The organism is Paludibacterium paludis, assembly GCF_018802605.1.
Taxonomy (GTDB): domain Bacteria; phylum Pseudomonadota; class Gammaproteobacteria; order Burkholderiales; family Chromobacteriaceae; genus Paludibacterium; species Paludibacterium paludis.
The window spans coordinates 137,848-151,710 of the sequence record NZ_CP069161.1 but is presented as its reverse complement, the minus strand read 5'-3'; the positions used below and the strand labels follow the sequence as shown (position 1 = coordinate 151,710).

Here is a 13,863-nt window from a genome sequence, read left to right as displayed (position 1 = left end):
GAGAAATAGGACCAGGCCCACTTCCCACACGGGAAGTGTTGCCCTAAGCTATCTTTCCCCTAATTGACCCCTCAAGGCCCGTGGACATACTGATATTATTGCTTCTGATCCTGCTCAATGGCGTTTTCGCCATGTCCGAGCTAGCCATCGTCTCCTCCCGGAAAGTCCGGTTGCAACAGTGGGCGGATGACGGCGACAAAGGAGCAGAAGCTGCCATCGCCCTATCCGACGAACCGACCCGGTTCCTTTCCACCATCCAGATCGGCATCACGTCCATCAGCATCCTGTCCGGCGTGTTCGGCGAAGCCGCGATCGCGCGCCATCTGGAAGAATGGCTGGCGACCTTTCCGCTTGTCGCCGCCTACAGCAAACCCGTTTCCGTCGCGCTGATGGTGGTTCTTATCACCACGGTATCGCTGATTTTCGGCGAACTCGTGCCCAAGCGCCTCGCCATGCACAACCCAGAGCTCATCGCCTCGACGCTGGCCCGTCCGATGCTGCTGCTCTCGCGCCTGTCCAGTCCGCTGGTCAAGGTGCTCAGCGTGCTGACCGACTGGCTCTTGCGCGTCATCGGCGCCAAGCAAAGCTCCGAGCCGTCGATCACCGAGGAAGAAATCCGCGTGCTGATGGAACAGGGCGCCGACGAAGGCGTCTTCGACCAGGCCGAACAGGAGATGGTGGAAAACATCTTCCGCCTCGACGACCGCAAGGTGTCCTCGATCATGACGCCGCGCAAGGACATCATTTCGCTGGACATCGAAGACCGCCAGGAAGACAACGTCCGCCTGTTGCGCGAGAGCCCCTACTCCCGCTTCCCGGTCTGCAAGGGCGGCATGGAGCACATCGTCGGCATCCTGGAGGCCAAGCGCATGCTGGATCTTGCGCTCGCCGGGGAAAAGGTCGACTTCGCCAGCGACATCATTCCGCCGCTGTACGTGCCCGCCACCGTTTCGCTGATGCAGTTGCTCGAGCAGTTCAAGATCTCGCGCACCCACATCGCGCTCGTGGTCGACGAATACGGCGAGCTGGAAGGCCTCGTCACCATGAACGACGTGCTGGAAGCCATCGTCGGCGATCTGCCGGCCACCGGCCAGGACGACGATGACGAATTCGTTCAGCGCGAGGACGGCAGCTGGCTGATCGACGGCATGGTGACGCTCGACGAATTCAAGGAATTCTTCGACCTCGATCACGACGAGCCGCTGCCCGGCGAGGAAACCGGCAACATCCATACCCTGGGCGGCGTGATGATGTTCCAGCAGGGACGCGTGCCGGTGGTGACCGACCGTTTCGAATGGAACGGCTTCACCTTCGAGGTCATGGACATGGACAAGACACGCGTCGACAAGATCATGGTGGTTCGCGCCGAAGCCGGCAAGAACGACGACTGATCCCTTCGGCCACGCGTCGGACAGGCCCCGTCACCGCAAGGTGCGGGGCCTAGTTTTTTTCAGGCTGCGACGCGTCCTTGCGCTTTTCCAGACGGGAAACGATGGCGCCCTTGAGCGCCGAGGCCTCCTCTTTCAGACGCAAGGCTTCCTGACGCAGACTCGGATCGTTCATGAACCCGTTTCCCACCGCTTCGAACACACCGAGCGCCGTGTCGGCCCGCTCTTTCACCACCGCCAAAGGCGCGCTGGCGCCCTCCCGCACCACGGCGAGCGCCGAGGAGGCGTTCTCTTTCAGGCGTTCGGTCTGAGGCGGGTCGCAGGCGGTCAGCAGCGCGAGGCACGAGGCCATGAGCAGATAACGGTTCTTGATCATGGGCGGCTCCAGAAAAATGTCATGGCGATTAGAACCGCCGCACCGGTTACAGGTTCCCGGGGGGTAGGCCATCGGGCAAGCGTCCGTAGCGGACTAGCGGCGTGCCGTGCCAGTTCGCGAGCTTGCGCACCGCGCCATCGATGTCTCGCCACAGCCCGATGCCGGGCCTCACACCCTCTTCGAGGTATAGCGCCTTGACTTCGAACACCCCCTCGCGGCGATGGGCCTTGGCGTCCAGGCGTCCGACCAGCCGGCCGCGGCGCAGGATGGGCAGCACGAAATAACCATACTTGCGCTTGGCCGCTGGCGTATAGCATTCGATCCGGTAGTCGAAACCGAAGAGCTCCAGCGCCCGGCGCCGGTCCCACACCACGGGATCGAACGGCGAGAGAATGGCGGTCGCCGTGGCGCCCAGCTTGCCGGCCTCGGCGTCGGAGAGCCGCGGCGCCAGGCTCGCGTGCACGAACACGTCCTCCTCCCACCCCTCCACCCGCACCGGCAACAGCTCGCCATCGTCCGTCAGGCGAGTCAGCCAGCCTTTTCCCTGGCGGCGCTTGAGCCGGTAGTAATCGGCGACCCAGGCGGGTTTGACGAGCCCCAGCGCGCGGCAACTGTTGCGGATCATCGCCATTTCCGCCTCTTCGCGGGAAAGCGTGTCGCGCTCGTCGCTCCAGTCCGGCCTCACGCGCTCGGCCAGATCGTATACCCGGTGAAAATGCTTTCGTTCCCTGACCATCAGTTCGCCCAATACGAACAGCGCTTCCAGATGGTGCTTTTCCGGTTTCCAGTCCCACCAGCCGTTGCTCTTGCCGCCTGGCCGCGCGAAATCGGCGGAGCGGACCGGTCCGTTGGCGCGGATATGCCCGAGCAAGCGTTCGATCTCGCCGGCGTGCTTTTCCACCCAGGCCTTCTGGCGCTTCCAGCCGGTCTCGCTCGTGTCGAGCATGAAACGACGGAACAAGCCGTAATCCTCCGAGGGAACGAAACACGCCTCGTGCGCCCAGTATTCGAACACCTCGCCCGCGCACAGCGCGTCGTCGAGCCAGGACGGATCGTACGCGCCCAGCCGGCTGAACAGCACAAGATAGGGACTGCGCGCCACCACGCTGATGGTATCGATCTGCAGGAGCGCCATGCGGCGGATGGCGGCCGTCACATCGGAACGAACGGCTTTGCGCTTTGGAGAGGTGAGGAGGCCCTGGGCGGACAACTGCAGGCACCGCGCGGCGTCGATGGAAAGAAAGGGCGTGGGCATGACAAAGCCATGGAACGGGAAAAGTATCGACTATAGCAAAAAAACCGGCCGCGCCTATCCGGTCGGCTCTGAAAGACACTCGATACCGCTGTTTGCCACATAAAGCCGCCGTACCGCGTTCACGCGCCACGATGGTGTACGCTGATGGGTTTTCAGGTAAAAACGCCGTGACGGGGCATGGAGCCGCCACCACGGTGTTTTATCGCCGTGCTGTCGGGTGTCCGCTACACGTTGCGATAGGCGCGATACCAGCCGACAAAGCGCCGCATGCCTTCGGTCAGCGGCGTGTCGGGGGAAAACCCCACCGCGTCGCGCAAGCGCGCGGTATCGGCGTAGGTCACCGGCACGTCCCCGTCCTGCATCGGCAGGTATTCCTTCACCGCCTCCTTGCCGCAGGCCCCTTCCACCGCCTTGATGAAGTCCATCAGCGCCACCGGATTGTGGTTGCCGATATTGAAAAGCCGGTACGGCACGGCCCCTTCCGGCGCCTTTTCCATGACACGCAGGATGCCTTCGACGATATCGTCGATATAGGTGAAATCGCGCATCAGTTCGCCGTGGTTGAACACCTTGATGGTGTCGCCCTTGAGAATGGCTTCGGTGAACAGCCACGGCGCCATGTCGGGGCGCCCCCACGGGCCGTAGACCGTGAAAAACCGCAGACCCGTGACAGGCAACCCGAAAAGATGCGCATAGCTGTGCGCCATGACCTCGTTGGCCTTCTTGGTCGCCGCGTAGAAACTGACCGGCTCGTCGGTGCGATCGTCCTCGCTGAACGGCACTTTGGCGTTCTTGCCGTACACGCTCGACGAACTGGCGAACACCAGATGACGGATCCCGTGATGACGGCAGGCTTCCAGCATATTGGTCATCCCGACCAGATTGCTTTGCGCGTAGGCGTGGGGGTTTTGAATCGAGTACCGCACTCCGGCCTGGGCCGCGAGGTGAATCACGTAGTCGAACTGTTCCCGGGCGAACAGCGCGTCCATGCCGTCGCGGTCGGCCAGATCGAGCTTCTCGAACACGAAATCCGCCCTTCCCCTCAGCGTGGCCAGCCGCGCTTCCTTGAGCGCCACCGGATAGTAATCGTTGAGATTGTCGATGCCGACGACCTGGCCGATTCCGCGCTCGAGAAGTTGTTCACAGACAGCGCGGCCGATGAACCCCGCCGCTCCGGTTACCAGTATTTTCATTGTTTGTTCTCCAGCCGGTACAGCTCGATCAGCTTGGCGTATTTCATAAAACTGTTCATGCATCCTATCGCGATGTGGACAAAGCCGGGCAATCCATCGCGAAAACCCTGGCGCACCAGATAGAACTTCACGAAGCGCACCAGGGGACTCACAAGCATTTTGCCAAAACCCGCACGTTTTCCACAGGCGAACAACCCTTCCGCCTGCAGCGTCGTGTAGCGGTTCTGCTTGTCCAGATAACGCGCGATATCCTCGCCTGACTCGTGCATCAGGTCGCCCGAGAGGTTTTCCACAGCCGAATCCGTCTTCACGAATTCATGCACAAGGTCCTCGCTCCAGTTCGCCCGGGTGCGATTGAAGAGCCTGAGACTCCAGTCAGGATAGCCTTCTCCGTAGCGCAGGAAACGTCCCATGAACTTGTTGCAACGGGGAAAGCGATAAGCATCGGCCTGTGGATTGTTCAATATCTTTTTGATACTCAACGATAATTCATCGGACAGCCACTCATCCGCATCCAGACACAGCACCCAGTCGTTACGCGCCGCGTTGACCGCGAAGCGCTTTTGCGGTCCGAACCCACACCAGGAATTGTGGATAAATCTCGCACCATAGTTTCTCGCTATGGTTTCCGTGTCATCGGTGCTTCCCGAATCCACGATCACGATCTCGTCGGCGAACGGCACACTGGACAGACAGGTTTCCAGTTGCCGTCCGGCATTTTTGGTGATCAGAACAAGACTGACAGCCACCTGCATGATTTCAAGATGTTCCTATATTTATTTGAAGAAGCTTGATGAATACCGGCATCTTCTGTGTATAACCTGTTTTTTCTGTTTTTTTTCATTACGTTGCGATTCTTGCCAAACTGTTCTCCGGCACGGGTTTATCGCGTTGACCAATTGTGGATAACTTGGCTTTTGTCGGCATGATACGGCTTGTCCACAGCTTTTGGCGAGCTGTTCGCCACGGGCTGTGAATCGCGCTTTGGTGCGCGCCAAACCGCGGTACCTCTGTTTTCATACACGCCCTTTTATAAACTGATAATACTAATGAAGGGTACCATTTTCTGTGGATAACCCTGTTTTTCCATTACGATACAAATTCTTGCCTTGTTGAGAGGCCATGGTTTACATACAGGGAGGACAGGCTGGCAAAATGTGGATAACTTCGACGCTTCCACTCAGGTCCGGGTTATCCACATGTGGATAGCACGGATTTTACGTGGTTAACCACAGGCCCGCTCGGTTACAATGCGCGCATGATGAACGTACTGATCGTGCGTACCTCGTCGATGGGGGATTTGATCCACACCCTTCCCGCCATCACGGATCTGGTAAAGCACTACCCCAATATCCGGATCACCTGGGTCGCGGAAGAGCGCTTCGCGGACATTCCCGCGCTGCACCCCGCCGTGGTCCGGGTCATCCCCATCGCCTGGCGCCGCTGGCGCAAATCCCTCTCTCGGCGTGAAACCTGGCGGGAAATGCGCCGCTTCCGGGAGGCGCTGCGCGACACTCGCTGGGATTGGGTGGTGGATTCGCAAGGATTGGTCAAAAGCGCCATTCCGGCGCGCCTGAGCGGCGGTCCGCTGGCCGGGTACGACGCGAAAAGCATCCGGGAACCCTTGGCGAGCCTTTTCTATCACAAGCGTTACCGCGTCGGTCGCGATCTGTCGGCGATCGAGCGCAACCGCCGCTTGTTCGGACAGGTGTTCGGTTACGAAATCGACAGTCCGCCGGTGTTCGGCGTAGTGCCGGGCGATCGGCCCGATTTCGCGCCGCCCGGCCGCTATGCGGTGTTCTTGCATGCCACGAGCCGCGCCTCCAAGGAATGGCCCGAAGCGCGCTGGATCGAAGCGGGTTGTCGGCTCGCCGCGGATAAAGGTCTGGCCGTCGTGTTGCCCTGGGGCAGCGAAGCCGAACGGGATCGGGCCGAACGCCTGGCCCGCGCGATTCCGGGGGCCTGTGTGGCGCCGCCGCTGACGCTGAGGCACGCGGCCGGCCTGCTTGGCCATGCCGCCGCGGTGATCGGCGTGGATACCGGCCTGACGCATCTGGCCAACGCGCTGGCGGTGCCGCTGGTGGCGATCTATACCGATACCGATCCGTTTTTCACCGGAGTGGTGGAAAACGAACACGCGCTCAATTGCGGCGGAATCGGCGCGGTGCCGACGGTCGACGAAGTGCTCGAACGGCTGGCTTCGCGCCGGAACGCGCCATGAACCGTTTGACGCTGTACAACCTGCTGTGGCGTTGCGTCACACCGCTGGTGAAGCGCTACCTGCGGCGCCGCGCGAAGCGGGCGCCCGCCTATCTCGAACACTGGAACGAGCGCTTCAGCGGGGAGGTGCAAGGCATTCCCCCCGGGGCGATCTGGATTCATGCGGTCTCGGTCGGAGAAACCCGCGCGGCCGAGCCGTTGGTCAGGGCCTTGCGCGAAGCCTGGCCCGATGCGCCGTTGTTGTTCACCCAGATGACGCCGACCGGCCGGGCAACGGCGCTCGCGCTGTACGGCGGCGAGGCCTGTGTCCGTTACCTGCCCTATGACATCGCCTCGTCGGTGCGCGATTTTCTCGAGCAAGTCCGGCCGTGTTTTGGCGTGCTGATGGAAACCGAGCTGTGGCCCAATCTGATCCACGAGGCGCGCCGTCAGGGGATTCCGCTGTTTCTGGTCAATGCGCGCCTCTCGGAGAAGTCATTTCGGGGGTACCGGCGCGTGCGCGGGCTGATTGGCCCGGCGCTGGGCGAACTGGCCGCCATCGCGACGCAAAGCGAGGAAGACGCCGGACGTTTTCAGGCGTTGGGCGAGTGCCGGATCCGGGTATGCGGGAGCATCAAGTACGATATCGCGCCGCCCGCCGCGCAACTGGCGCTGGGCGAGACGTTCAAAGCGCGGATCGGCGCGCGGCCGGTGTTCGTGTGCGCGAGCACCCGCGAAGGCGAAGAGGCGCAGATTCTGGCCGCGTGGCGCACCGTGCAAACCGATTGCCTGCTGGTGCTGGTGCCGCGCCATCCCGAGCGCTTCGACGCCGTGGCGCGGCTCGCGGCCGAACAAGGGCTGAAGGTGGCGCGCCGCAGCGAGGACGGTATCATCGATCCGTCCGTGCGGGTCTGGATCGGCGACAGCATGGGCGAGGTGTACGCCTATTACGCCGCCTGCGATGTGGCCTTCGTCGGAGGCAGTCTGGAACCTCTGGGCGCGCACAATCTGATCGAGCCCGCGGCCGTGGGCAAACCGGTGCTGTTCGGGCCGTCCACCTTCAATTTCGCCGAAGCGAGTCGTCTTGCGCTGGAAGCGGGCGCGGCGCGCCAGGTCGCCGATGCCGGCGAGCTGGTGTCCGTCGTGCGGGATCTGCTGCGGGACGCGCCGGCGCGCCAGGCGATGTCGGAGGCCGCGCGGGAATTCTCGCTGGCGCACCGCGGCGCGACAGACCGCGTGCTGGGGCTGATGCGGGAGACGCTTGGGGAAACCTGTGGGGCCTGTTGACGTTCGACATTGGCTACCACCGTTATGCGAACGATATCGTTACCACACCCTGTAGAACGTGGCTTCGGAGAAGCCGCTCTGTTTCATGTCCGTCATTTTCCTTCTGTGACCGACTTCTGGACTGGTATAGCCTAAGGAGAGGCGGATCAATCTGCCTCGCCGGATGCACTCCGATTTCTCGGGCTTTACAAGAAATATCTATCGAACGCCATGCTATGGCGTCTGTCAAATCCGCTCCAAAAACCACTATTTGGAGCACACGACATGGCGCGGCGATTGAGCTTACTCCTCATCACCCTTGGATTTTTCCTTGAACAAGCATCCGCAACAAACGTGCCAGCGCTCGATACATTACACAGAGCATTTTCTGCCCACGATCAGCGCATCGAGCAGGACCGCGCCAGTTGGCAAGTTGCCTACCAGCAGGCATTGGATCTTGCCCAATCGGACAGGCCAGAGCGGGCTTTACCCGCCTTCGAGGCGCTACTCGAAATACTCGCCGAACAGGAGATACCGTTTTCGCAGGTGTATGTACGATATTTCACGCTGGCAGAACAGCTCTATCAGCGGCCTAATACAATCAATTTTCTACAAGATCTCGCAACACGCCACCCTACCCCTTGGGTATTAGGGGCGTTGCGCGAAACCCAAGCTCTGGTCGAAGCGAGAGTTCAGTTCCACGCCTTGCTTGAACGCCTACAGGCGCAATCGAACTTGCCCGTATTGGCCTCAAACTTGCAAACACTTAATTTACTGTTCTGGCCCTACGGTACTGTTGGTGAAGCAGAAGAGAAAGCCGTCATGGAGGATGAATTAGTAGCCGGGTTGAGTAAGGGGATAGACAGAAGTGGCATCGATCGCTTGGCACGTTGGCGCTATCAGCGCCAAGCCGACTCCATTTCGCTGGATCTGAACGGTCGTCAGACCGCGCTGGAGCAAGCTCTGCAAACTGGCAATCGAGAGGCGATCATTGTTGCCTTTAGCCACTATTTAGCGGATCTGATCGCAAGTCACCGCTTAGAGGATGGCGTGAATTGGGCGCGTTCGCGTATGAAGAAGGGAGATGCGAGCCTTGCTTTGCCAATGCTTGCCGACGTACTCGATACCGCTTCGGGCAACCAACACCGTTTCTCGGAAGCACTCGCCACCATTCGGGTACTGCGCCAAAGAGCTCCGGACAGCCTGCTGTTAACGATAACGGAAAGCACTCTACGCTTTTTCACTCCGATTCAAGGTTACCGGCAAGCAGATGAAACGCTAGCCGACTTTGGTGAGCGGCAAATGCATGATACAAGGATACAACGAGCCATTCGTTTTCATCGCGATATGTTGGCCAACTGGGCCAAATTGCCTGGGCGAATAAAGCGCAACACGTTCACTGCATTACCAGCTGTCGAGGTAACAGCTCCACGAATCGGCCATAGCTCTTTTCCTGGCGATACCATCATCTACGAAGGCGGCTCGTCACGACTCAGGAACGGCTTGGCACCAAGTGAATGCACGCAGCCCACCGGGATTACTCCCGTCGTACGAATCATTCCAAGACTACCGTCCCTCCCTAAACCCAACCCCAAGGCAAACAACGCCGCTACAGCACCACAACTGAATAAGCAGTTGGCCAGCGAAGCGCAATTGGCGGAACTAAAGTCCACAGGTGGAAAACTAATGGCAGGGCACCAGCCAGATAAACCAATCCATGATCTCAAAAGGCTGCTTGCTGAATACGGGGGGAGGCCATCGGATTGGCGTAAAATATCTAGTAAAAGCTACACTGCAGTCGATGGTACTCGTTTTGAAATTCACGCATATTGGAACACCGTCACCAAGCAATTGGTTGAACCGAAGACCATTGTTATCAGGACACCATAAGAGATGAAAGTTTTCTGTAAAGCAATCCAATTACCGAATAGAGAAACGGGCAACGAACTTGGTGAACAACGTGTCTGGAGCCACCTCGAAATCGGCAAACTTTATACCGTGATGGGCATGTCGTGCGGCATAGGCTCGCCCGGAGATGTTTCGCTTGAACTCCCTGACGAATACTATGTGATTGATGCCCCTCTCTGCCTCTTCGACATTGTCGATGAACGGCCATCACGCTATTGGCGGACGCGTAAATTTGGCGATCAAGGCCTGCATTTGTGGCCGGAAGAGTTTTACATCGAGTATTTCCATGACAGGCTCAGTGATTTTGATCCCGAACTCACGGCAATCTACCGTGAACTGCGCACTCGCATGGAAAGAGAATTCGACTGATCTCTCATGAGAGCCTGTGCATGAGCCTTGTCATGGCGGCCGGACCGCGCCATTCGGTATCGTTATCACGATACGGGACCCAGTGTGGCGACTACTGCTCTTGTCCTGCTGCGATACCATCGTAGTCAATAGTATTACTTGAAAACCGCTTGTTTTTTAAAGAGTTCAAAAGCGGTTTTCAAGAGTAAACGGACGGACATCGGCTGCCTAATGCAAAGGTATTCTCAACCAAGGACCAGTAGCGATGGAATGTTTAGTACCAATCAGTATTGTTCGTGATTGAGGCGCGTTCTCCTGGAATTACCCGGATGCGCTTTCCGAGCCTCGATCAGCAGGCGTAGCCGCCGGAGCGCAAACCTGGAGCAGGAACATCGATTGGGTATGCTCCCCATCTCCAGTCCAAAAACATCAATATGCCCTAACCCGGAAAAAGCTCCGAAATCGCCCGGGCGGCAAGGCCGGGGTCGGGTGTGTCGAAAAGGCCTCCGATCACCGCGATGGCTTCGGCCCCGGCGGCGATGACCCGGGCGGCGTTGTGTTCGGTGATGCCGCCGATCGCGACGCGCGGCAAGCCGAATTTTTCCGCTTCGGCGAACAGTTCGAGCGGGGCATGGACGGCGCCGGGTTTGGTCGCCGACGGAAACACCGCGCCAAAGGCGAGGTAATCGGCGCCAAGTTCGGCGGCGTTTTGCGCGAGCATCAGCAGGTTGTAGCAGGACACGCCGAGGATCGCCTCCGGACCCAGTTCGCGGCGCGCCTGGGCGAGCGAGGCGTCGTCGCGCCCCAGGTGCACCCCGTCGGCGCCGATGCGTTTGGCCAGCGTGATGTCGTCGTTGACGATGAAGGCCGCCCCGTGCTCCCGGCACAGCGCGTGCAGTCCTTTGGCCTGGGCCAGTTTGAGGGTTTCGTCTTGCCCCTTGTTGCGGTATTGGAGCATTCTCGCCCCTCCCGCCAGCACCGCGGCGCAGTCGCGGATCAACTTTTCGGTATCGTTCGTGTCGGGCGTGATGGCGTAAAGCCCGGCGATCCGCTCAGTTTTCCCGTTCATCGCCACCTTCCCCTTCCTGGCCTTCTTGTTCGGCCGCATCCCGTGCCCAGAACAGCCGGTCGGGGATATATTGCCCCATGCCGGGACGGTAGGCGTTCAGCAGGGTCTGATAGGTGTATTCCTGAGCATCGTTGACCGCTTCTTCGAGCGGCATGCCGGTGGCCATCAGTGCGGTGATCGCCGAGGCCAGGGTGCATCCCGAACCGTGGTAGCTGCCGGGCAGGCGTTCCCAGTGGCTGCTGCGCGCCGTACCGTCCTGCGAGTAGAGGATGTTCACCACTTCGCGCTGGTTTTCATGGGTGCCGGTCACCAGCACCGCCTCGCACCCCAGCGCGAGCAGACGCTGGGCGGCTTCATCCAGGGTCAGCGTATCCTCGTCGTCGCTGTCGTTCGCCGCCAGGCGGCGGGCCTCGATACTGTTCGGCGTCAGCAGCGTCACATGCGGGATCAGCATGTCGCGCATGGCGTGGATAAGATCCTCGTCGGCGAATTCGTCGCCGCCGCCGCTGGCGAGTACCGGGTCGAGAATCAGCGGGACTTCGGGGTAATCGGTCGCCAGCTGTGCCACAATGGCGACATTCTCGATACTGCCGAGAATACCGACCTTGAAAGCGGAAACGGGAATGTCCTGCAGCAGGTAACGCGCCTGGTCATTGACAAGATCGGCGTCGGTGACCACCACCTCGCTGACACCGGCGGTATCCTGAACGGTCATCGCGGTGATCACCGACAGGGGGTGGCATCCCAGGCTGGCCAGGGTGAGAATGTCCGCTTGTATGCCCGCGCCGCCGGAAGGATCGGAGCCGGCCAGTGTCATCACGGCCGGCGGAAAATTCGGTTGGCTTGTCATGGTGAAGACTTAACCTCGCTGTCTGGCACGATTTAGAATCATCGTTATTTTACCCGACCCAAAGGATTTGTATGCGCACCTGGATGTGTCTGATCTGCGGTTTTATTTATGACGAAGAGGCCGGCCGACCGGAAGACGGACTGGCTCCCGGCACCCCCTGGGAGGATGTGCCGATGAACTGGACGTGTCCGGATTGCGGCGCGCGCAAGGACGATTTCGAAATGGTCGAGCTCTGAGGCGGTCATGAAAGCGATGAAATTGCGATTCGCTTCGGGACTCGCCGCTATCGTGGCGGCCGCATGCCTTGCCGGATGCGCCAGCGTGTCGACCACTCAGGGCGGCGCGGTCGGTGTGGCGCGGCAGCAGCGCATGATGTCCGGGGTATCCGAAGCCGAAGTCGAGGCCATGTCGGCCAAAAGCTACGCGGAACAATTGGCGGCCTTGCGCGCCAAGGGACGTTTGAACAATGATCCGGCGCTGACCGCGCGGGTGCGCCGTATCGCGTCCCGGGTGATTCGCGAAGTCGGCGTCTACCGTTCCGACGCCACGCGCTGGAAGTGGGAAGTCAACGTGGCCGATGCGCCGGAGCTGAACGCCTACGCGATGGCCGGCGGCAAGGTGATGGTGTACTCGGGCATCGTCAGATCGCTGTCGCTCAGCGATGCGGAACTGGCCGCCGTGCTGGGCCACGAGTTCTCCCACGCGTTGCGCGAGCATACCCGGGAAGGCATGAGCCAGGCGATGGCCCAGCAACTCGGACTGGGCATCATCGGCATGGCGGCGGGTCTGGATTCGCGGCAAATGAACATGGCGGGCAAGCTCGCCAATGTGGCGCTGGCCATGCCGCACAGCCGAACCATGGAAAGCGAGGCCGACGTGATGGGGCTCGAATTGATGGCCCGCGCCGGCTACGATCCGAACGCCGCCATCTCCCTCTGGAAAAAAATGCTGGCGCGGGGGGATAATGGTGGCATCGAGTACTTGTCCACTCACCCGTCCGGCACCTCCCGCATCCAGGAGCTGAGCGCTCATCTGCCCGAGGTCATGCCGCTTTACCGTAACGCACCGAAACCGTAGGCCTGTTTCACGTGAAACAGGAAGGGAGTTCCGTTTGCTGTACCTCTATCTGAAGGCACTGCACATCATCTTCGTGACGAGCTGGTTCGCCGGCCTGTTCTATCTGCCGCGGATCTTCGTGAATCTGGCGATGGCCGCGCCCGGCGCCGAAACGGACCGCTTGCTGCTGATGGCGGGCAAGCTGTTTCGTTTCATGACCCCGCTGGCCGTGCTCGCGCTGGCTTTCGGTCTGTGGCTGTGGCTGGGATTCGGCATCGGCGGAGGATGGCTGCATGCCAAACTCTCGCTCGTGGCGCTGCTGGTGGCCTATCACGGCTACTGCGGGCGTTTGCTCGCGCGTTTCCGTGCCGGACGCAATGCAAAGAGTCATGTCTGGTACCGCTTTTTCAACGAGATTCCGGTGCTGATTCTCTTCGCGGTGGTCATCCTGGTTGTCGTGAAACCTTTCTGAAAGATAAGTGATGGGTGTGGAAATCGAACGGCGCTTCCGTGTCACCGGCGAGGCGTGGCGCGGTCTGGCCGAAGGCTTGCGTTATCGCCAGGGCTATCTGTCGGTGGATCCCGAGCGCACGGTCAGGGTGCGCGTGGTGGGCGAACAGGCCTGGTTGACGATCAAGGGGCGGATCACCCAGGTGTCGCGCCACGAATTCGAGTATCCCATTCCGGTTGCGGATGCTCAGGCCATGATGGATGCGATGTGCCCCATGGTGGTCGACAAACTGCGCTACCGCATCGAATGGCGCGGCCATATCTGGGAAGTCGATGAATTCTTCGCCGAAAACGCCGGTCTTGTGCTGGCGGAAATCGAATTGCCCGACGAGGCGACACCCTTCGACAAGCCGGCATGGATCGGTGAAGAAGTGACCGAAGACCCGCGCTTCACCAACGCCTACCTCTCGAAAACCCCGTATTCCCGCTGGTAGCCCTTGCTGCC

The 13,863-nt window shown here is 60.2% G+C and carries 15 protein-coding genes; 9 read left to right on the top strand and 6 right to left on the bottom strand.

The features are described from left to right. Positions 1 to 131: 131 nt before the first annotated feature. Entirely contained in the window at positions 132 to 1,391 is a 1,260-nt protein-coding gene (locus JNO50_RS00670) for a hemolysin family protein (RefSeq protein ID WP_229804576.1), read from the top strand. A 49-nt stretch (positions 1,392 to 1,440) separates the two neighbouring features. On the opposite strand, the gene JNO50_RS00665 is transcribed toward JNO50_RS00670, so the two are convergent. The 4 genes from JNO50_RS00665 to JNO50_RS00650 form a co-directional block, all read right to left on the bottom strand. Beyond that, complete coding sequence (locus JNO50_RS00665; protein WP_189532781.1) at positions 1,441 to 1,764, bottom strand: YajG family lipoprotein; 324 nt, start codon at positions 1,762 to 1,764, stop codon at positions 1,441 to 1,443. Between the two features lie 46 nt (positions 1,765 to 1,810). Continuing rightward, on the bottom strand, positions 1,811 to 3,019 hold the full coding sequence (locus JNO50_RS00660) for a winged helix-turn-helix domain-containing protein (protein ID WP_189532779.1): 1,209 nt from the start codon (positions 3,017 to 3,019) through the stop codon (positions 1,811 to 1,813). A gap of 224 nt (positions 3,020 to 3,243) precedes the next feature. Next, positions 3,244 to 4,212 (bottom strand): NAD-dependent epimerase, encoded by a 969-nt coding sequence (locus tag JNO50_RS00655; protein ID WP_189532777.1) that lies wholly within the window; start codon positions 4,210 to 4,212, stop codon positions 3,244 to 3,246. Continuing rightward, positions 4,209 to 4,967: a glycosyltransferase family 2 protein gene (locus JNO50_RS00650; RefSeq protein ID WP_189532775.1), complete on the bottom strand. Its 759-nt coding sequence runs from the start codon at positions 4,965 to 4,967 to the stop codon at positions 4,209 to 4,211. Before JNO50_RS00650 ends, JNO50_RS00655 begins: the two co-directional genes overlap by 4 nt. 503 nt (positions 4,968 to 5,470) lie before the next feature. Here JNO50_RS00650 and waaC point away from each other — a divergent pair. The 4 genes from waaC (at position 5,471) to JNO50_RS00630 (ending at position 9,954) form a co-directional block, all read left to right on the top strand. Next, the gene (waaC, locus tag JNO50_RS00645) at positions 5,471 to 6,433 is read left to right on the top strand and encodes a lipopolysaccharide heptosyltransferase I (protein WP_189532773.1); all 963 of its coding nucleotides are present in this window, start codon (positions 5,471 to 5,473) and stop codon (positions 6,431 to 6,433) included. Beyond that, a complete protein-coding gene (gene waaA / locus JNO50_RS00640) occupies positions 6,430 to 7,698 on the top strand; it encodes a lipid IV(A) 3-deoxy-D-manno-octulosonic acid transferase (RefSeq protein ID WP_189532771.1) in 1,269 nt (422 codons plus the stop codon). Before waaC ends, waaA begins: the two co-directional genes overlap by 4 nt. A 264-nt stretch (positions 7,699 to 7,962) precedes the next feature. Next, positions 7,963 to 9,567: a hypothetical protein gene (locus JNO50_RS00635; RefSeq protein ID WP_215796441.1), complete on the top strand. Its 1,605-nt coding sequence runs from the start codon at positions 7,963 to 7,965 to the stop codon at positions 9,565 to 9,567. A gap of 3 nt (positions 9,568 to 9,570) precedes the next feature. Further along, complete coding sequence (locus JNO50_RS00630; protein WP_215796440.1) at positions 9,571 to 9,954, top strand: hypothetical protein; 384 nt, start codon at positions 9,571 to 9,573, stop codon at positions 9,952 to 9,954. Positions 9,955 to 10,372: 418 nt separating this feature from the next. On the opposite strand, the gene thiE is transcribed toward JNO50_RS00630, so the two are convergent. After that, positions 10,373 to 11,002, bottom strand: coding sequence for a thiamine phosphate synthase (thiE, locus tag JNO50_RS00625; RefSeq protein ID WP_189532770.1), 630 nt, complete (start codon positions 11,000 to 11,002; stop codon positions 10,373 to 10,375). Continuing rightward, entirely contained in the window at positions 10,986 to 11,852 is an 867-nt protein-coding gene (gene thiD / locus JNO50_RS00620) for a bifunctional hydroxymethylpyrimidine kinase/phosphomethylpyrimidine kinase (protein WP_189532768.1), read from the bottom strand. The genes thiE and thiD overlap by 17 nt, the downstream gene beginning before the upstream one ends. A gap of 71 nt (positions 11,853 to 11,923) precedes the next feature. Here thiD and JNO50_RS00615 point away from each other — a divergent pair, with 71 nt between their 5' ends. The 4 genes from JNO50_RS00615 to JNO50_RS00600 are packed head-to-tail and all read left to right on the top strand — an operon-like array spanning position 11,924 to position 13,852. Further along, positions 11,924 to 12,088 (top strand): rubredoxin, encoded by a 165-nt coding sequence (locus JNO50_RS00615; RefSeq protein ID WP_189532766.1) that lies wholly within the window; start codon positions 11,924 to 11,926, stop codon positions 12,086 to 12,088. A 7-nt stretch (positions 12,089 to 12,095) separates the two neighbouring features. Continuing rightward, positions 12,096 to 12,929 carry a M48 family metallopeptidase gene (locus tag JNO50_RS00610; protein WP_229804574.1) on the top strand — a complete coding sequence of 278 codons (834 nt, stop codon included), beginning with the start codon at positions 12,096 to 12,098 and terminating at the stop codon, positions 12,927 to 12,929. 34 nt (positions 12,930 to 12,963) lie between these two features. Beyond that, positions 12,964 to 13,380, top strand: a complete 417-nt coding sequence (locus JNO50_RS00605; RefSeq protein WP_189532765.1) for a CopD family protein — start codon at positions 12,964 to 12,966, stop codon at positions 13,378 to 13,380. Positions 13,381 to 13,390: 10 nt separating this feature from the next. Beyond that, positions 13,391 to 13,852: a CYTH domain-containing protein gene (locus tag JNO50_RS00600; protein ID WP_189532763.1), complete on the top strand. Its 462-nt coding sequence runs from the start codon at positions 13,391 to 13,393 to the stop codon at positions 13,850 to 13,852. The last annotated feature ends 11 nt before the right edge of the window (positions 13,853 to 13,863 follow it).

What these genes read in the sequence shown, in the direction of transcription:
- JNO50_RS00670 (WP_229804576.1), top strand. Translation starts at nt 132, where the DNA reads ATGTCCGAGCTAGCCATCGTCTCCTCCCGGAAAGTCCGGTTGCAACAG.
- JNO50_RS00665 (WP_189532781.1), bottom strand. Translation starts at nt 1,764, where the DNA reads ATGATCAAGAACCGTTATCTGCTCATGGCCTCGTGCCTCGCGCTGCTG.
- JNO50_RS00660 (WP_189532779.1), bottom strand. Translation starts at nt 3,019, where the DNA reads ATGCCCACGCCCTTTCTTTCCATCGACGCCGCGCGGTGCCTGCAGTTG.
- JNO50_RS00655 (WP_189532777.1), bottom strand. Translation starts at nt 4,212, where the DNA reads ATGAAAATACTGGTAACCGGAGCGGCGGGGTTCATCGGCCGCGCTGTC.
- JNO50_RS00650 (WP_189532775.1), bottom strand. Translation starts at nt 4,967, where the DNA reads ATGCAGGTGGCTGTCAGTCTTGTTCTGATCACCAAAAATGCCGGACGG.
- waaC (WP_189532773.1), top strand. Translation starts at nt 5,471, where the DNA reads ATGATGAACGTACTGATCGTGCGTACCTCGTCGATGGGGGATTTGATC.
- waaA (WP_189532771.1), top strand. Translation starts at nt 6,430, where the DNA reads ATGAACCGTTTGACGCTGTACAACCTGCTGTGGCGTTGCGTCACACCG.
- JNO50_RS00635 (WP_215796441.1), top strand. Translation starts at nt 7,963, where the DNA reads ATGGCGCGGCGATTGAGCTTACTCCTCATCACCCTTGGATTTTTCCTT.
- JNO50_RS00630 (WP_215796440.1), top strand. Translation starts at nt 9,571, where the DNA reads ATGAAAGTTTTCTGTAAAGCAATCCAATTACCGAATAGAGAAACGGGC.
- thiE (WP_189532770.1), bottom strand. Translation starts at nt 11,002, where the DNA reads ATGAACGGGAAAACTGAGCGGATCGCCGGGCTTTACGCCATCACGCCC.
- thiD (WP_189532768.1), bottom strand. Translation starts at nt 11,852, where the DNA reads ATGACAAGCCAACCGAATTTTCCGCCGGCCGTGATGACACTGGCCGGC.
- JNO50_RS00615 (WP_189532766.1), top strand. Translation starts at nt 11,924, where the DNA reads ATGCGCACCTGGATGTGTCTGATCTGCGGTTTTATTTATGACGAAGAG.
- JNO50_RS00610 (WP_229804574.1), top strand. Translation starts at nt 12,096, where the DNA reads ATGAAAGCGATGAAATTGCGATTCGCTTCGGGACTCGCCGCTATCGTG.
- JNO50_RS00600 (WP_189532763.1), top strand. Translation starts at nt 13,391, where the DNA reads ATGGGTGTGGAAATCGAACGGCGCTTCCGTGTCACCGGCGAGGCGTGG.